The organism is Pseudomonas sp. CLCA07 (assembly GCF_053615335.1).
Genome location: NZ_CM132131.1, coordinates 3,183,062 through 3,197,062 on the forward strand (window position 1 = coordinate 3,183,062; position 14,001 = coordinate 3,197,062).

General features: G+C 59.0%; 14 protein-coding genes. 7 read left to right on the forward strand and 7 right to left on the reverse strand.

Annotated elements, in window-relative coordinates:
• Positions 1-37: 37 nt before the first annotated feature.
• The 5 genes from ACWGZX_RS14720 to ACWGZX_RS14740 form a co-directional block, all read right to left on the reverse strand.
• Positions 38-1,999 (reverse strand): GGDEF domain-containing protein, encoded by a 1,962-nt coding sequence (locus ACWGZX_RS14720; RefSeq protein WP_223518892.1) that lies wholly within the window; start codon positions 1,997-1,999, stop codon positions 38-40.
• Entirely contained in the window at positions 1,996-2,874 is an 879-nt protein-coding gene (locus ACWGZX_RS14725; RefSeq protein WP_223518894.1) for an endonuclease/exonuclease/phosphatase family protein, read from the reverse strand. Before ACWGZX_RS14725 ends, ACWGZX_RS14720 begins: the two co-directional genes overlap by 4 nt.
• Before the next feature lie 14 nt (positions 2,875-2,888).
• The gene (locus tag ACWGZX_RS14730) at positions 2,889-3,530 is read right to left on the reverse strand and encodes a thiol:disulfide interchange protein DsbA/DsbL (RefSeq protein WP_452628822.1); all 642 of its coding nucleotides are present in this window, start codon (positions 3,528-3,530) and stop codon (positions 2,889-2,891) included.
• A 200-nt stretch (positions 3,531-3,730) separates the two neighbouring features.
• A complete protein-coding gene (locus tag ACWGZX_RS14735; RefSeq protein ID WP_452628823.1) occupies positions 3,731-4,360 on the reverse strand; it encodes a c-type cytochrome in 630 nt (209 codons plus the stop codon).
• Between the two features lie 46 nt (positions 4,361-4,406).
• Entirely contained in the window at positions 4,407-4,697 is a 291-nt protein-coding gene (locus ACWGZX_RS14740) for a c-type cytochrome (protein ID WP_046031055.1), read from the reverse strand.
• A gap of 191 nt (positions 4,698-4,888) precedes the next feature.
• Between ACWGZX_RS14740 and yihA the strand changes: the two genes are divergently transcribed.
• On the forward strand, positions 4,889-5,530 hold the full coding sequence (gene yihA / locus ACWGZX_RS14745; protein WP_033049579.1) for a ribosome biogenesis GTP-binding protein YihA/YsxC: 642 nt from the start codon (positions 4,889-4,891) through the stop codon (positions 5,528-5,530).
• A 299-nt stretch (positions 5,531-5,829) separates the two neighbouring features.
• On the opposite strand, the gene polA is transcribed toward yihA, so the two are convergent.
• A complete protein-coding gene (gene polA, locus ACWGZX_RS14750) occupies positions 5,830-8,601 on the reverse strand; it encodes a DNA polymerase I (RefSeq protein WP_452628824.1) in 2,772 nt (923 codons plus the stop codon).
• A 74-nt stretch (positions 8,602-8,675) separates the two neighbouring features.
• Between polA and ACWGZX_RS14755 the strand changes: the two genes are divergently transcribed.
• The gene (locus ACWGZX_RS14755) at positions 8,676-8,966 is read left to right on the forward strand and encodes a DUF2782 domain-containing protein (RefSeq protein ID WP_452628825.1); all 291 of its coding nucleotides are present in this window, start codon (positions 8,676-8,678) and stop codon (positions 8,964-8,966) included.
• Positions 8,967-9,023: 57 nt separating this feature from the next.
• A complete protein-coding gene (locus tag ACWGZX_RS14760) occupies positions 9,024-9,974 on the forward strand; it encodes a homoserine kinase (protein WP_452628826.1) in 951 nt (316 codons plus the stop codon).
• Between the two features lie 146 nt (positions 9,975-10,120).
• Here the strand turns inward: ACWGZX_RS14760 and ACWGZX_RS14765 are convergent, their stop codons facing one another.
• A complete protein-coding gene (locus ACWGZX_RS14765; protein ID WP_452628827.1) occupies positions 10,121-11,041 on the reverse strand; it encodes a zinc ABC transporter substrate-binding protein in 921 nt (306 codons plus the stop codon).
• A 66-nt stretch (positions 11,042-11,107) separates the two neighbouring features.
• Here ACWGZX_RS14765 and zur point away from each other — a divergent pair, with 66 nt between their 5' ends.
• Genes zur through ACWGZX_RS14785 form a run of 4 tightly spaced genes read left to right on the forward strand, consistent with a single transcriptional unit; the run spans position 11,108 to position 13,910 of the window.
• Positions 11,108-11,590: a zinc uptake transcriptional repressor Zur gene (zur, locus tag ACWGZX_RS14770; RefSeq protein ID WP_452628828.1), complete on the forward strand. Its 483-nt coding sequence runs from the start codon at positions 11,108-11,110 to the stop codon at positions 11,588-11,590.
• Positions 11,590-12,375, forward strand: a complete 786-nt coding sequence (gene znuC / locus ACWGZX_RS14775; RefSeq protein ID WP_452628829.1) for a zinc ABC transporter ATP-binding protein ZnuC — start codon at positions 11,590-11,592, stop codon at positions 12,373-12,375. Before zur ends, znuC begins: the two co-directional genes overlap by 1 nt.
• Complete coding sequence (znuB, locus tag ACWGZX_RS14780) at positions 12,368-13,156, forward strand: zinc ABC transporter permease subunit ZnuB (protein ID WP_223518914.1); 789 nt, start codon at positions 12,368-12,370, stop codon at positions 13,154-13,156. Before znuC ends, znuB begins: the two co-directional genes overlap by 8 nt.
• 37 nt (positions 13,157-13,193) lie before the next feature.
• Positions 13,194-13,910 carry a PA5502 family lipoprotein gene (locus ACWGZX_RS14785; protein WP_452628830.1) on the forward strand — a complete coding sequence of 239 codons (717 nt, stop codon included), beginning with the start codon at positions 13,194-13,196 and terminating at the stop codon, positions 13,908-13,910.
• Positions 13,911-14,001: the final 91 nt, after the last annotated feature.

Below are 14,001 nucleotides of genomic sequence, written 5' to 3' on the forward strand. Positions count from 1 at the left end.
AATGCTCTGTTTTAAACAAAATGGAACAAAATGGCCGTTAACCGGCCTCCACCCGATTGCGCCCGGCGTTTTTAGCGCGATACAGTGCCTGATCGGCTCTTTTGAGTGCCATATCGGTATGTTCGCCGGGTTTTAGCGCCGTAAGACCCATGGAAATAGTGATGGTTACGCGCTCACCTTTAAAGTGGAAAGGGCAGGCCTCGATCGAGGCGCGCAAGGTTTCCAGCAGTTTTGCGCCGACTGCCGGCACCGTGCAGGGCATCAGGAGCACAAACTCCTCACCACCAAATCGCGCGATGAAATCGGTGTCGCGCAGGCGCTTGCGCAGTACGTTGGCGATGATTTTCAGCACCTTGTCGCCTGCCAGGTGGCCATAGTTGTCATTGATACTTTTGAAGTGATCGAGATCGAGCATGGCCAGCAACAGGGTATTGCCGTGCCGCTGCCATTGACTGACTTCGTGATCCAGGCGTTCGCTCCAGGCGGCTCGATTGGGCAGGCCGGTGAGCGGATCAATCAGCGCTTTCTGCCGCTGCTCTTCAAGGTGTTCACGATAACCCAGCGCTTCCTGCTCCATGTGCGCCACCCGTTCAGCCAGACTGTGTAACCGTGCGGCTACCGCTTGTTCACGCTCGTCACGCTGCTTCTTGTGGTGATCCATGGTGCCCAGCAGGCCTTCAAGATGGTTCTCCAGGACGAGCTTGAGGTCGTCCAGGTCCGCCGCTTCCTGCATGCTGCTGTGCAAGCCGTCGACCTGTTCGCGGATCTGCGTATCCATCTGGCGCGCCGCAGAGCGGCTGTCGGCGTGGCCTTCGCTGGCAGCCTGCAAGTTACTCTGGAAGGACTCCAGGCGTTCATTGAGTTGCTGTAAATAGGCTTCGAATTCATGCTGGCCGCTGTCGTTTATCGCCAGCATCAAGGTCGCTAGATCGTCGAGGATCGGAATCAATTCATACCAGTTCAAACCATTTTGCAGGCGATCACGCATCGCTTCGGCTTGTGGTCGGTGGCGTTCCGGTAATGTCAGATCGTCGAGCAGGCCCAGCAGTGTGTCTTCGATGTGTTTGGCAACCGAGCTGTATGACGGCTCCGGCGAGTCGGGCAAGGCGTAGAGAAGGGGCTCTGGTTCGCGGTGCTCAGGATCAATAGTCGTGAATGCCGGGGTCAGCTCATCAGGATTGATTGCCGGTTGAATCAGCGTGGCGGGTGCGAGGAAGGGAGGGGTGGGCTCTTCCGGGTGTTCATTGTCCGACGCTGTTTGTGGTTCCGGAATTGGCGCACAGACAGCGATTGCCTCAAGGGCGGTCGTGACGAGCGCCGCCACTTCACAGGCGGTGGCCGCTGGCAGTGTGACTGACGGCCGGTCCTCATTCGGTGCGTGATCGACATGCGCAATCTCGGCAGCCGGTTCCACAGGCTGCGCAGCCGTTGTGTGAACGGCAGGAGCGGCGACCTGTAGCACTTCCTCGTCAGCTTCGCGGCTGCCGAACAGTCTCTGCAGAAAACCGGGCCGCTCGGGCTCCGCGGGGTTCTCCAACTGACTCAAGGCATCGCCTTGCAGGCCGCTCAGTTCGCTGAGCAGCAACGGAATTTCGCGAGCCTGACTGACTCTTCCCTCGAGCTTTTTGGCAAAGCTCTTGAGCGGCCGGCTCACTTCCCGGGGCAGCGGCAATGATTGCAGTTGCGCGACCAGCGCAGTCAGTGCGGCGCTGGTCTGATTGATTCGGGTTTCCCGGCGCTTCTCGGAATCGAGCACGGCTTTTTCGAGTCGCGGCAGCAGGGCGGCCAAGCCGGCGTCCATGTCATCGGTGCGCACGACGTCGCGCATTTCTTTCATGCATTGGTCGACGGCGAGGTCAGTTCCCTCCGCAGCCAGCGTGCTGCGCACCAACCCACGGCGCAGCAGGTCGAGCCGGGCGTCCCAGCGGCGTTCAAGCTTTTCCTGTTGTTCGATGCTTTGGAGGTATTTCTCTTTCCAGCGCTGTGTTTCGTCGCTCATTCATGGGGTCCGCGAGGGGCAGGGCTCAACGCGGGTAATGCATCTGCCGTGAGCGAACCCGGCAGACGAATCTCTACCGCGACCGGCAGGTGATCGGAAATGGGCTGTGCCAAGACCTCGACCTTTTCAAGGGTCAGCGTCGGGCTCAGTAGAATATGGTCCAGGCAGCGCTGTGGGCGCCAACTGGGGAAAGTCGCTTCCAATTGAGGCGCGAGCAAGCCGAGGTCACGCAACGGGGAGTTTTGCAGCAAGTCACTGGCATGGGTATTCATGTCGCCCATCAGTACCTGGTGTTTATAACCGCCGATCAACTCGCGGATGTAGGCAAGTTGCAGGCTGCGCACGCGAGCGCCCAGCGCCAGATGCATCATGACCACCACCAACGCCTCCGGACCTTCGCCAAAGCGCACCAGAATCGCTCCGCGACCCTTGGGGCCCGGTAGCGGGTGATCTTCAATGACCCACGGGCGCAAGCGGCTGAGCACGCCATTGCTGTGTTGGCCGAGGCGACCGAGGTTGCGATTGAGTTGTTGATACCAGTAGGGGAAGGCACCGAGTTGCGCCAGGTGTTCGACTTGATTGACGTAGCCTGATCGCAGGCTGCCGCCATCGGCTTCCTGCAAGGCGACCAGATCGAAGTCGCCCAGCAGGTTGCCGATCTTTTGCAGGTTGTCGGCACGCCCGGTGTGCGGCAACACGTGTTGCCAGCCTCGGGTCAGATAATGCCGATACCGCTCGGTACTGATGCCGACCTGGATATTAAAACTGAGCAAGCGCAGACGACTGTCTGCGGGCAAGCCCGTCGACTCCAGGTGATGTTCGTTGACCCGTGGATCATGCAGGCCAACTACGCGTTCAGTTCCCCAGCGGCGCATGGCAGTCGCTTCGCTTAGTTGGCGGCAGCCTTGTTAGCCGCTCGCTCTTTGTCGACCAGTGTATCGGCCAGTTTCAGGGCTTGCTCGGCACCGCCGGCAGAGCCCACGTCAAAGCGATATTTGCCGTTGACGATCATGGTCGGTACACCAGAGATTTCGTACTTCTTCGCAAGTTCTTTGGCTTTGTTGATCTGGCCCTTGATGGCGAAGGAGTCGAAGGTGGCCAGGAACTTTTCCTTATCGACGCCCTGAGTGGCCAGGAAGTCGGCCATGTCATCTTTGTCGGTCAGTTTCTTGTGTTCTTTCTGGATGGCTTCGAACACCGCTGCGTGGACCTTGTGCTCGACGCCCATGGCTTCAAGGGTCAGGAACATCTGGCCGTGTGCGTCCCATGGGCCGCCGAACATGGCTGGAATACGCACGAAGTTCACGTCGGAAGGCAGCTTCTCGACCCAAGGATTGATCACTGGCTCAAAAGCGTAGCAATGCGGGCAGCCATACCAGAACAACTCCACGACTTCGATCTTGCCAGGCACGGCGACCGGAACCGGATTGGTCAGTTCGACATAAGGGGCGGCGGGGGCTTCGGCGGCTTGGGCAGTCATGCCGAACAGGCTGGCAGCGACGAATGCGGCGCTGATGATCAGATTACGCATGCTTTACTCCTGGACAATTTTGGTCGCCTCGCGCGACCTGTCTTCAGACAGGTCTTGGCGGGCTTGAGTTCTGTAGTGTAACGGCAGCGGCCACAAAAAAGGGCGGCCAAAGCCACCCTTTTTATACTTGCTGCGACGGATTAATCGAGCGTTAACGTTGCAAGAGATGTTCATCGCTCGCAACGCTCGATCAACCGGCCTTAGTGCAGGCCTTGAATGTAGCTGGACACGGCGGCGATATCTTCGTCGCTCAGCTTTTTGGCAATGCTTTGCATCGGTTTGGTATCGCCATCGTTAGTGCGTCCGCCTTCTTCCTTACGGAAATCGGTCAGTTGCTTGGCGACGTATTGAGCGTGCTGGCCGCCCAGGTGCGGGAAGCCGGCAGCTGGGTTACCCACGCCATTGGGCGAGTGGCAACCAGTGCAGGCTGGCAGGCCCTTGGCCAGGTCGCCACCACGGAACAAGGCTTCACCGCGAGCCACGATTTTAGGGTCGGCTGCGCCAACACTGCCGTTTTGTTTGGCGAAGTAGGCAGCGATATCAGCCAGATCCTGATCGCTCAGGTTGGTCAGCAGGCCGGTCATTTCCAGAACGGTGCGCTTGCCCGACTTGATGTCGTGCAGCTGTTTGGTCAGGTAGCGTTCACCCTGACCTGCCAGTTTTGGAAAGTTAGGCGCCATGCTGTTGCCATCCGGGCCATGACAGGCGCCACATACTGCGGCTTTTGCCTGGCCTGCGGCGGCGTCACCAGGTTTTACTGGCTCACCTGCAGCATGGGCAATGCCGGAGATCCCCACGGTCAACAGCAGACTCACGATCAATTTGTTCATCAGCTAATCCAACTACGGCTAAGGGTTAAAGAGTTATGGACCGGGATCACTCGCTCATCCACTGGATGATTGCCTGGTAATCCTCGGCACTGCAGTCCATGCACAAACCACGCGGCGGCATCGCCTTGAAACCCTGGGTCACGTGTTGCACCAGCGTCTCCATACCTTTCGCCAACCTCGGCGTCCAAGCTTCCTGATCGCCCTTTTGAGGGGCCATGGGTAGTTGGCCGGAATGACAGGCACCACAAACACGGTTGTACACAGCTTCCGGATCCTGTGTAGCCTGAGCGCTGTAAAGCGGTATCAAGACACCGGCAGCTAGCAGCCATTTCGTCATAAAACGACCTTTTCAGGGTTGAGAGCGTGCTGCGTTCTAGTGCGCAATCATGGTCAATCGCTCTCGTGAACTTCATCCTTCGCTGGGACAAAGCGCACACAAAATCTGCGGCATTATATACTGGCGTCACTGAAACGGAAACGACACCGCTTGCCGCGTCCATTCCCGGCGCCGCCCACATCGGAAATCCCATGCAACTCAAGAATCCCATCCTCGGCCTGTGCCAACAGTCCACCTTCATGCTCAGCGCTGCCAAAGTCGACCAATGCCCGGACGATGAAGGCTTTGAAGTGGCCTTCGCCGGCCGTTCCAACGCCGGCAAGTCCAGTGCGCTGAACACCCTGACGCACGCCAGTCTTGCGCGAACCTCGAAAACCCCGGGGCGTACGCAGCTCTTGAACTTCTTCAAGCTAGACGATGATCGTCGTCTGGTCGACCTTCCGGGTTACGGTTATGCAAAAGTTCCTATCCCGTTGAAGCTGCACTGGCAGCGTCACCTGGAAGCGTATCTGGGTGGTCGCGAGAGTTTGAAAGGTCTGATTTTGATGATGGACATCCGTCATCCAATGACCGACTTCGACTTGTTGATGCTCGATTGGGCTGTCGCCAGCGGCATGCCGATGCATATTTTGCTGACCAAAGCCGACAAGTTGACGTACGGCGCGGCGAAAAACGTCCTGCTCAAAGTTCAGGCAGATATCCGTAAGGGTTGGGGGGATGCCGTCAGTATTCAGCTGTTTTCGGCGCCAAAACGCCTCGGTCTGGAAGACGCCTACACTGTACTGGCGGGCTGGATGGAGCTGGCGGACAAGGGTTCCGAGGCTGCCGAGTGACACCTTGAGGCAAATCGCAGGCAAAAAAAACCCCGGACTTCTATGGGGAGGGGGAAGTTCCGGGGCTCAAGTTCCGGACCGCTAGGGCGGGGTCCAGATTATCTGCCAACACTTAACACAACATAGGAGCATCGAAGGGCTTCACCAGCCATTCAGTAACTCTGAGTGGCGGTTGACGGGTTTAGTTCCGAAGAAGTTCCAAATCCATTGGAAATAAACCCAAATATTTTTCGATATAAAGCGCTCCGCGCTTTCTGCTGCGGCGCTATGCCACAGCAGAAAACGCCTGTTCAGACGGCTCAGTGAGCCTCATCCCAGTTATTTCCTACCCCAACCTCTACCAGAAGCGGCACATCCAGCTTCGCGGCGTCGCTCATGTGGATGCGAATTTCTTCACGAACCTGATCGACCAAATCTTCACGCACTTCGAGTACCAATTCATCGTGCACCTGCAGGATGACTTTGGCGTCGAGGCCTGACGAAGTCAGCCAGTTATCCACAGCCACCATGGCTTTCTTGATGATGTCCGCCGCGGTGCCTTGCATCGGGGCGTTGATCGCTGTGCGTTCGGCACCTTTGCGCAGGACCGGGTTTTTCGCGTTGATTTCCGGCAGGTACAGTCGGCGACCGAAAATCGTCTCAACAAAACCTTGCTCGGCAGCCTGGGCGCGAGTGCGCTCCATGTATTGCAGCACGCCTGGGTATCGGGCGAAATAACGGTCGATGTACGCTTGAGACTGCTTGCGATCCACACCGATCTGCTTGGCCAGGCCGAACGCGCTCATGCCGTAGATCAAGCCGAAGTTGATCGCCTTGGCGCTACGACGCTGATCAGTGGTCACATCCGCCAGTTCAACGCCGAAGACTTCGGCCGCGGTGGCTTTATGCACGTCCAGATCATTGCGGAAGGCGTGCAGCAACCCTTCGTCCTTGGCCAGATGGGCCATGATCCGCAGTTCAATCTGCGAGTAGTCCGCCGCCAGCAATTTGTAACCTGTGGGTGCAACAAACGCCTGACGAATGCGACGGCCTTCGGCGGTGCGGATCGGAATGTTCTGCAGGTTCGGATCGCTGGACGACAAACGCCCTGTTGCTGCGACGGCTTGATGATAGGAAGTGTGAATCCGTCCGGTGCGCGGGTTGATCTGTTCCGGCAGGCGATCGGTGTAGGTGCTTTTCAGCTTACTCATCGAGCGGTACTGCATCAGCACCTTGGGCAGCGGGAAATCCTGCTCGGCCAGTTCCGCCAGTACGGCTTCGGCGGTGGAGGCTTGGCCCTTGGCCGTTTTGCTGAGCACCGGCAGACCGAGTTTTTCGTACAGGATCACGCCCAATTGCTTGGGCGAGCTGAGGTTGAATTCTTCGCCGGCGATGGCGAACGCCTCACGCTCGAGAGCGATCATCTTCTCGCCCAGTTCCACGCTCTGAATGCCCAGCAGATTGGCGTCGACTAGCGCACCCTGGCGTTCAATCCGCGCCAGCACCGGCACCAGTGGCATTTCGATTTCACTGAGGACTTTGCTGAGGCTCGGGATGGTATTGAGCTTTTCCTGCAACGTCTGGTGCAGGCGCAGGGTCACGTCGGCGTCTTCGGCGGCATAAGGCCCGGCCAGTTCCAGCGAAATCTGGTCGAACGTCAACTGTTTGGCGCCTTTGCCGGCGATGTCCTGGAAGCTGGTAGTGGTGTGATTCAGGTACTTAAGCGCCAGGCTGTCCATGTCGTGGCGGGTCGCTGTCGAGTCCAGCACGTAGGATTCGAGCATCGTGTCGAAAGCGATGCCCCGCACGGTGATGCCACAACTCTGATCACCGCCGATGGCGCAGTTCGCCAAAATGTTCATGTCGAACTTGGCGTGCTGGCCAACCTTGAGCTTGTTCGGGTCTTCCAGAATCGGTTTCAGTGCGCGAAGCACAGTGTCGCGGTCCAGCTGATCCGGCACGCCCATGTAGGAATGGGTCAGCGGGATGTAGGCAGCTTCGTTGGCTTGTACAGCGAACGACAGGCCGACCAGTTGCGCCTGCTGCGCATCAATGCCGGTGGTTTCGGTATCGAAGGCGATCAGCTTGGCGTCGTTGAGCTTCTTCAGCCACAGGTCGAAATCAGCCTGGGTGAGGATTGTTGTGTATTTGAGCTCGGCTTCGACGGCGGCTTCTTCAACCACTGGCGCGGTCACTTCCTGCCCGGAGCGTTTGGCGTCGCGCTGGTTCTCTTCGAACCAGCTCTTGAACTCCAGCAAGGTGTACAGCTCGGCGAGCTTGTCGTGATCCGGTTTGCCCATTTGCAAGTCATCGAGGCCGATGTCCAGCGGCACGTCGATCTTGATGGTTGCCAGCTGGTAGGAGAGGAACGCCATCTCCTTGTGCTCTTCGAGCTTGGCCGGCAGGGTTTTCGCGCCGCGAATCGGCAAGGTCGGGACGATGTCGAGCTGTGCATACAGTTCGGTCAGGCCGCCGTTCACACCCACCAACAGGCCGGAAGCGGTCTTCGGGCCAATACCCGGAACGCCCGGGATGTTGTCGGAAGAGTCGCCCATGAGTGCCAGATAATCGATGATCTGCTCGGGAGCGACGCCGAATTTCTCCTTCACGCCCTCCACGTCCATGCTGCTACCGGTCATGGTGTTGACCAAGGTAATGTGGCCGTCGACCAGTTGCGCCATGTCTTTGTCGCCGGTGGAGATGATCACCGGGCGATCCGCCGCCGCACTGCTGCGGGCCAGGGTGCCGATCACGTCATCGGCCTCGACGCCTTCGACGCACAGCAGCGGGAAGCCCAGGGCGATCACGCTCTGGTGCAGCGGCTCGATTTGCACGCGCATGTCGTCGGGCATGCTCGGACGGTTGGCTTTGTATTCGGCGTACATGTCATCGCGAAATGTCCCACCCTTGGCGTCGAACACCACGGCGAACGGACTGTCCGGGTACTGCTTGCGCAGACTCTTGAGCATGTTCAATACGCCCTTGACCGCACCGGTCGGCAGGCCTTTGGACGTGGTCAGCGGTGGCAGCGCGTGAAAGGCGCGGTACAGGTAAGAAGAACCGTCCACCAGGACGAGGGGGGCTTGGCTCATGAGCAGGATCAACCTTTTCGGCGGGTCCGGCGCTAGAATAGCGGGACCGTTGACGACAAAGGGACAAGGTTATCATGCGCACACTAAATCGCCTGTTGCTGGCTGGCTTGTTTGCAACTGTTCCATTAGCCGTCATGGCGGCGGAGGATGCGCCGACACCGGAGCCGGAAGTGACGATCCGCACGGAAGGGGACAAGGTCATTCAGGAGTACCGTCAAAACGGTTTCCTGTATGCCATCAAAGTCACGCCCAAAGGCGGCAAGCCGTATTTCCTGGTACGCGCCGATGGTACAGAGGCAAATTACATCCGCTCGGATCAGCCGGATATGCTGATTCCGGCGTGGGAAATTTTTACCTGGAAGTAGTTTCTTAATTTCAATCGGCGCTGGCTCACGAGCGGCGCCCGTACTGGCAGTTTAAACATGTCTGTGTTCACCCCCCTGGCTCGGCCCGAGCTGGAAACTTTTCTCGCCCCTTATGGCCTCGGCCGCCTGCTTGATTTCCAGGGGATTGCTGCCGGTAGCGAAAACACCAATTTCTTTATTAGCCTGGAGCAGGGCGAGTTCGTCCTGACCCTGGTCGAGCGCGGTCCGGTCGATGAAATGCAGTTCTTCATTGAACTGCTCGACGTCCTGCACGAGGCCGATTTACCGGTGCCTTACGCCCTGCGCACCATCGACGGCGTTGCCCTGCGCGAACTGGCCGGCAAACCTGCGCTGCTGCAACCGCGACTGGCCGGCAAGCACATCAAGCAGGCCAACGCGCAGCACTGCGCGCAGGTCGGCGAGTTGCTTGCACACCTGCATCTGGCGACCCAGGCCAACATGATCAAGCGCAAAACCGATCGTGGTCTGGACTGGATGCTGGAGGAAGGCACGCAGTTTCTTTCTCATCTGAATGCCGAGCAAAGCGATTTGCTGAAACGGGCGCTGGATGAAATCACCGAGCAGAAGGTAAAAATTCTGGCGTTGCCGCGCGCCAATATCCACGCCGACCTGTTCCGCGATAACGCGATGTTCGAAGGCACGCACCTGACCGGGTTGATCGACTTCTACAACGCCTGCTCCGGGCCAATGCTCTACGACGTGGCGATTGCCTTGAACGACTGGTGTTCGGATGACGACGGATTGATCGATGGGCCGCGAGCGCGAGCATTGCTGGGGGCTTATGCGGCGTTGCGTCCGTTCACGGCGGTTGAAGCCGAACTGTGGCCGACGATGCTGCGCGTGGCGTGCGTGCGGTTTTGGTTGTCACGGTTGATCGCGGCAGAGTCTTTTGCCGGGCAGGACGTGTTGATTCACGACCCGATGGAGTTTCAGTTGCGGTTGGCGCAGCGGCAGAAGGTCAGCACACCGCTGCCGTTCGCCCTCTGATTTGAGGTGAGGAAACTTGCCTGTGGCGAGGGGGCTTGCCCCCGTTGGGCTGCGAAGCAGCCCCAAAATGGGGTCGATCAATAAATTGCCGGGCAGCGCTTCGCACTGCAACGGGGGCAAGCCCCCTCGCCACAGTTCTGTGTTGGTTACAGCGACTCCAGACACCCCGCCAAATCATTCCCCAACTTCTCCAGCACCTGCTCATACCCCTGAGCGGTCGCCGGCGTATATCCGCCCAGCGCATCCAGTTCCGCCAGTTTCACCGGCAGACCCGTTACTAACGTTTCCGCCAGGCGCGGACGTAATGGCGGCTCACTGAACACGCACGTCTTGCCGACTTCCTGCAACCGCGCGCGCATCGCCGCGACGTGCTGGGCACCGGGCTGTACTTCGGCGGCGACGCTGAATACGCCAGTATGCTTAAGGCCATAGGCGTCTTCGAAGTAGTCGAAGGCTTCGTGGAACACGAAGTACGGCTTATCTGCGATCCCCGCCAGCCGCGCCTTCAAGCGCTGGTCCAGCGTGTCCAGTCGCTCATTGAACGCTTTGAGGTTGCTCTGATAGCGCGGCGCATTGTCCGGGTCGGCAGCGCTTAGGTCGGCGGCCATTTTTGCAGCGATCACTCGGGCATTAACCGGTGACAACCACAAATGCGCGTCCAGACTGCCAGGGCGATGATCGTGGTCATGCTCATCAGCATCTTCGGCGTGGGAGTGACTGTCTTTGGCGAAGCGACGCAATTTCAGCCCCGGCAAATCCTGCACGGCGACGCTCGGCAGCGTACGACCATTCAGCACGCGCGGCAGGAAGCCTTCCATGTCCGGCCCGATCCAGTACACCAGATCGACCGATTGCACCTTTCGTACGTCGGAAGGGCGCAAGGCATAGCTATGCGGCGAAGTGCCAGGTGGCAGCAACACTTCCGGAACCGCCACGCCATCCTGCACCGCAGCGGCAATCAACTGCAGGGGTTTGATGCTGGTGAGGACTTTGACTTCGGCATGCGCCAAACCGATCAGCAAAAAACTTGCGATAAATGCGACAAAAATAGAAAAAAGTCGGGACACGATGACCACTCGAAGAGGCGAGAACGAGTAACATAATAACGTCTCTCACAAAACTCGTCGCCGCTCATGCCTAAAACACCGATTGCCAGCCGTCCCCACGACCACTCTCATTGCGTGCATAGCGCATTGTCTGAGGCGGATGCCTTGTGCGCACGTCAGGGACTGCGTCTGACCGCGTTGCGCCGGCGAGTGCTGGAATTGGTGTGGCAAAGCCACAAACCGTTGGGTGCCTACGACATTCTCGCGGTGCTCAGTGAGCAGGATGGCCGTCGCGCCGCACCGCCGACGGTGTACCGCGCACTGGATTTCCTCCTGGAAAACGTCCTCGTGCACCGCATTTCCTCGCTCAACGCCTTCGTCGGCTGCAATCATCCGGGGCACGCCCACCAGGGGCAGTTCCTGATTTGCCGCGAATGCCACGCCGCCATTGAGCTCGAACAGAAGTCCATCAGTGACGCGATTGTGATGAGTGCCAAGGATGTCGGTTTTGTAGTCGAAGGCCAGACCGTTGAAGTGGTCGGTCTCTGTTCGGGCTGCCAGGGGGCTTGATGAGCAACGCGCTGATCCGTCTCGAGCAGGTTGCTGTCACGTTTGCCGGGCAAAGTGTGCTGGATAACATCGAGCTGAGCGTCGAGCCGGGGCAGATCGTCACCCTGATCGGCCCTAACGGTGCCGGCAAGACCACGCTGGTGCGCGCGGTGCTCGGTCTGCTGAAGCCAACCAGCGGCAGCGTCTGGCGCAAGCCGAAACTGCGCGTGGGTTACATGCCGCAAAAACTTCACGTCGATCCGACGCTGCCGCTGTCGGTGCTGCGCTTTTTGCGGCTGGTGCCGGGTGTGGACCGCGTGATGGCGTTGGCGGCACTCAAGGAGGTTGGTGCCGAACAGGTGATCGACAGCCCGGTACAAAGTGTTTCCGGCGGTGAAATGCAGCGCGTGCTGCTGGCCCGGGCGCTGCTGCGCGAACCGGAATTGCTGGTGCTCGACGAGCCGGTGCAAGGCGTCGACGTGGCGGGCCAGGCTGAACTTTACAACCTGATTACGCGACTGCGCGACCGTCACGGTTGCGGCGTGCTGATGGTTTCCCACGATCTGCACCTGGTCATGAGCACCACCGACCAAGTGGTTTGCCTCAACCGCCACGTCTGCTGCTCCGGGCATCCTGAGCAAGTCAGCGGCGATCCTGCATTCGTCGAGCTGTTCGGCAAGAACGCCCAAAGCCTGGCGATTTATCACCACCATCACGACCACGCCCATGATCTGCATGGCTCGGTGGTCACTGCGGCCTCGGCGGCTCAACCCCACGTTCACGGAGATAGTTGCAAGCATGGCTGATTTTCTGCTCTACGCCCTGCTTGCAGGTTTGGCTTTGGCGCTGGTGGCGGGCCCGTTGGGCTCGTTCGTGGTCTGGCGGCGCATGGCCTATTTCGGCGACACCTTGTCCCACGCGGCCTTGCTCGGCGTAGCGCTGGGATTCTTGCTGGATGTCAGCCCGACCGTTGCGGTGACCGTTGGCTGCTTGCTGTTGGCGGTGTTGCTGGTGACGTTGCAACAACGCCAACCGCTGGCGTCTGACACGCTTTTGGGAATTCTCGCTCCGAGCACGCTCTCCCTGGGCCTGGTGGTACTAAGCTTCATGCACGAAGTGCGGATCGACCTGATGGCGTATCTGTTCGGCGACTTGCTGGCGATCAGCCCGACCGATCTGGCCTGGATCCTGGGTGGCAGCGCGGCCGTATTGGCGTTGCTGGTGACGTTGTGGAGGCCAATGCTGGCCATCACTGTGCATGAAGAGTTGGCCAGGGTCGAAGGATTGCCGGTGGCGTCGTTGCGTCTGACCCTGATGCTCTTGATCGCCGTGGTGATTGCTGTCGCGATGAAAATCGTCGGCGTATTGCTGATTACGTCGCTGTTGATCATCCCGGCGGCTGCAGCACAACGTCACGCCCGGTCACCGGAGCAGATGGCACTGGGCGCGAGCCTGCTGGGCATGCTCGCGGTCTGTGGCGGTTTGGCATTGTCGTGGTTCAAGGACACACCGGCGGGCCCCTCTATTGTTGTGACGGCTGCCGCACTGTTTCTGCTGAGTTTTGTCCTGCCCCGTCGAGGGGTGTAGACTTGCTCGTTTTTTGCGCAAATAGAGAGTCGCAGGAATGAAGTTGTTCGCCTCCCGTTATCTGCTCCTTGTCGCATTTTCTTTGCTGCTGGGCGCCTGCCAAAGCACGCCACCGGCGGCCCCAGAGGCCTCTGAGTCTCGGGCTACGGCTATCGCGCAGCTGGAACAAAGCCTCGCCAGCAGCGAGTTGGCCACCGCCGAAGATCAACTGGCCGCCTTGCAGGCACAGTCACCCAACGATCCAACCCTTGAGCAATACCAGCGGCAACTGGCCGAGGCGTATCTGCGCCGTAGCCAAATCGTGTTGCAAAAAGGCGATGTGAATGCCGCCGCCACCGCGTTGAGTCGTGCCCGGGCCCTGATGCCGAAAGCCCCGGCGCTGACTGGCGGGGTGAACAACGCTATTGTTACTGCCCGCAAAGCCGAACTGGATAAAGCGGAAGCCGATCTTCAAGCCGCTGAAGCCCAGCCCCACGCGAAGGTGATTGATCCAACTGCCGAAAGCACCACCGTTGCGTTGAATCTCACCGATATGGCGAAACTTCGTCGCCAACTCGATGCCATCGCCGCCGATGTGGTGAATTTTAACTGCGACGTGAGCATTCAGGTCCCGCGCACCGATGATTATCCCTGGCTGTCGACGTTGCTGACCAAACGGGTGACGAAGCTGGATGCGGATTTTGATCTGAAGCTGGAAAAACAGATCTTGCGCAACGTTCCGGCGCAGATGGTTCTGAGTCCTCGCAAGTCTTAAAAGCATCGCGAGCAGGCTCGCTCCCACAGGGGTTATGTGATCGACACAAATCAAATGTGGGAGCCTGCTTGCCCGCGATGGCGTCTTATCT

What these genes read in the sequence shown, in the direction of transcription:
- ACWGZX_RS14740 (WP_046031055.1), bottom strand. Translation starts at nt 4,697, where the DNA reads ATGACGAAATGGCTGCTAGCTGCCGGTGTCTTGATACCGCTTTACAGC.
- ACWGZX_RS14760 (WP_452628826.1), top strand. Translation starts at nt 9,024, where the DNA reads ATGTCTGTGTTCACCCCCCTGGCTCGGCCCGAGCTGGAAACTTTTCTC.
- zur (WP_452628828.1), top strand. Translation starts at nt 11,108, where the DNA reads ATGCCTAAAACACCGATTGCCAGCCGTCCCCACGACCACTCTCATTGC.
- ACWGZX_RS14720 (WP_223518892.1), bottom strand. Translation starts at nt 1,999, where the DNA reads ATGAGCGACGAAACACAGCGCTGGAAAGAGAAATACCTCCAAAGCATC.
- ACWGZX_RS14735 (WP_452628823.1), bottom strand. Translation starts at nt 4,360, where the DNA reads ATGAACAAATTGATCGTGAGTCTGCTGTTGACCGTGGGGATCTCCGGC.
- ACWGZX_RS14785 (WP_452628830.1), top strand. Translation starts at nt 13,194, where the DNA reads ATGAAGTTGTTCGCCTCCCGTTATCTGCTCCTTGTCGCATTTTCTTTG.
- znuC (WP_452628829.1), top strand. Translation starts at nt 11,590, where the DNA reads ATGAGCAACGCGCTGATCCGTCTCGAGCAGGTTGCTGTCACGTTTGCC.
- ACWGZX_RS14755 (WP_452628825.1), top strand. Translation starts at nt 8,676, where the DNA reads ATGCGCACACTAAATCGCCTGTTGCTGGCTGGCTTGTTTGCAACTGTT.
- ACWGZX_RS14730 (WP_452628822.1), bottom strand. Translation starts at nt 3,530, where the DNA reads ATGCGTAATCTGATCATCAGCGCCGCATTCGTCGCTGCCAGCCTGTTC.
- yihA (WP_033049579.1), top strand. Translation starts at nt 4,889, where the DNA reads ATGCAACTCAAGAATCCCATCCTCGGCCTGTGCCAACAGTCCACCTTC.
- polA (WP_452628824.1), bottom strand. Translation starts at nt 8,601, where the DNA reads ATGAGCCAAGCCCCCCTCGTCCTGGTGGACGGTTCTTCTTACCTGTAC.
- ACWGZX_RS14725 (WP_223518894.1), bottom strand. Translation starts at nt 2,874, where the DNA reads ATGCGCCGCTGGGGAACTGAACGCGTAGTTGGCCTGCATGATCCACGG.
- znuB (WP_223518914.1), top strand. Translation starts at nt 12,368, where the DNA reads ATGGCTGATTTTCTGCTCTACGCCCTGCTTGCAGGTTTGGCTTTGGCG.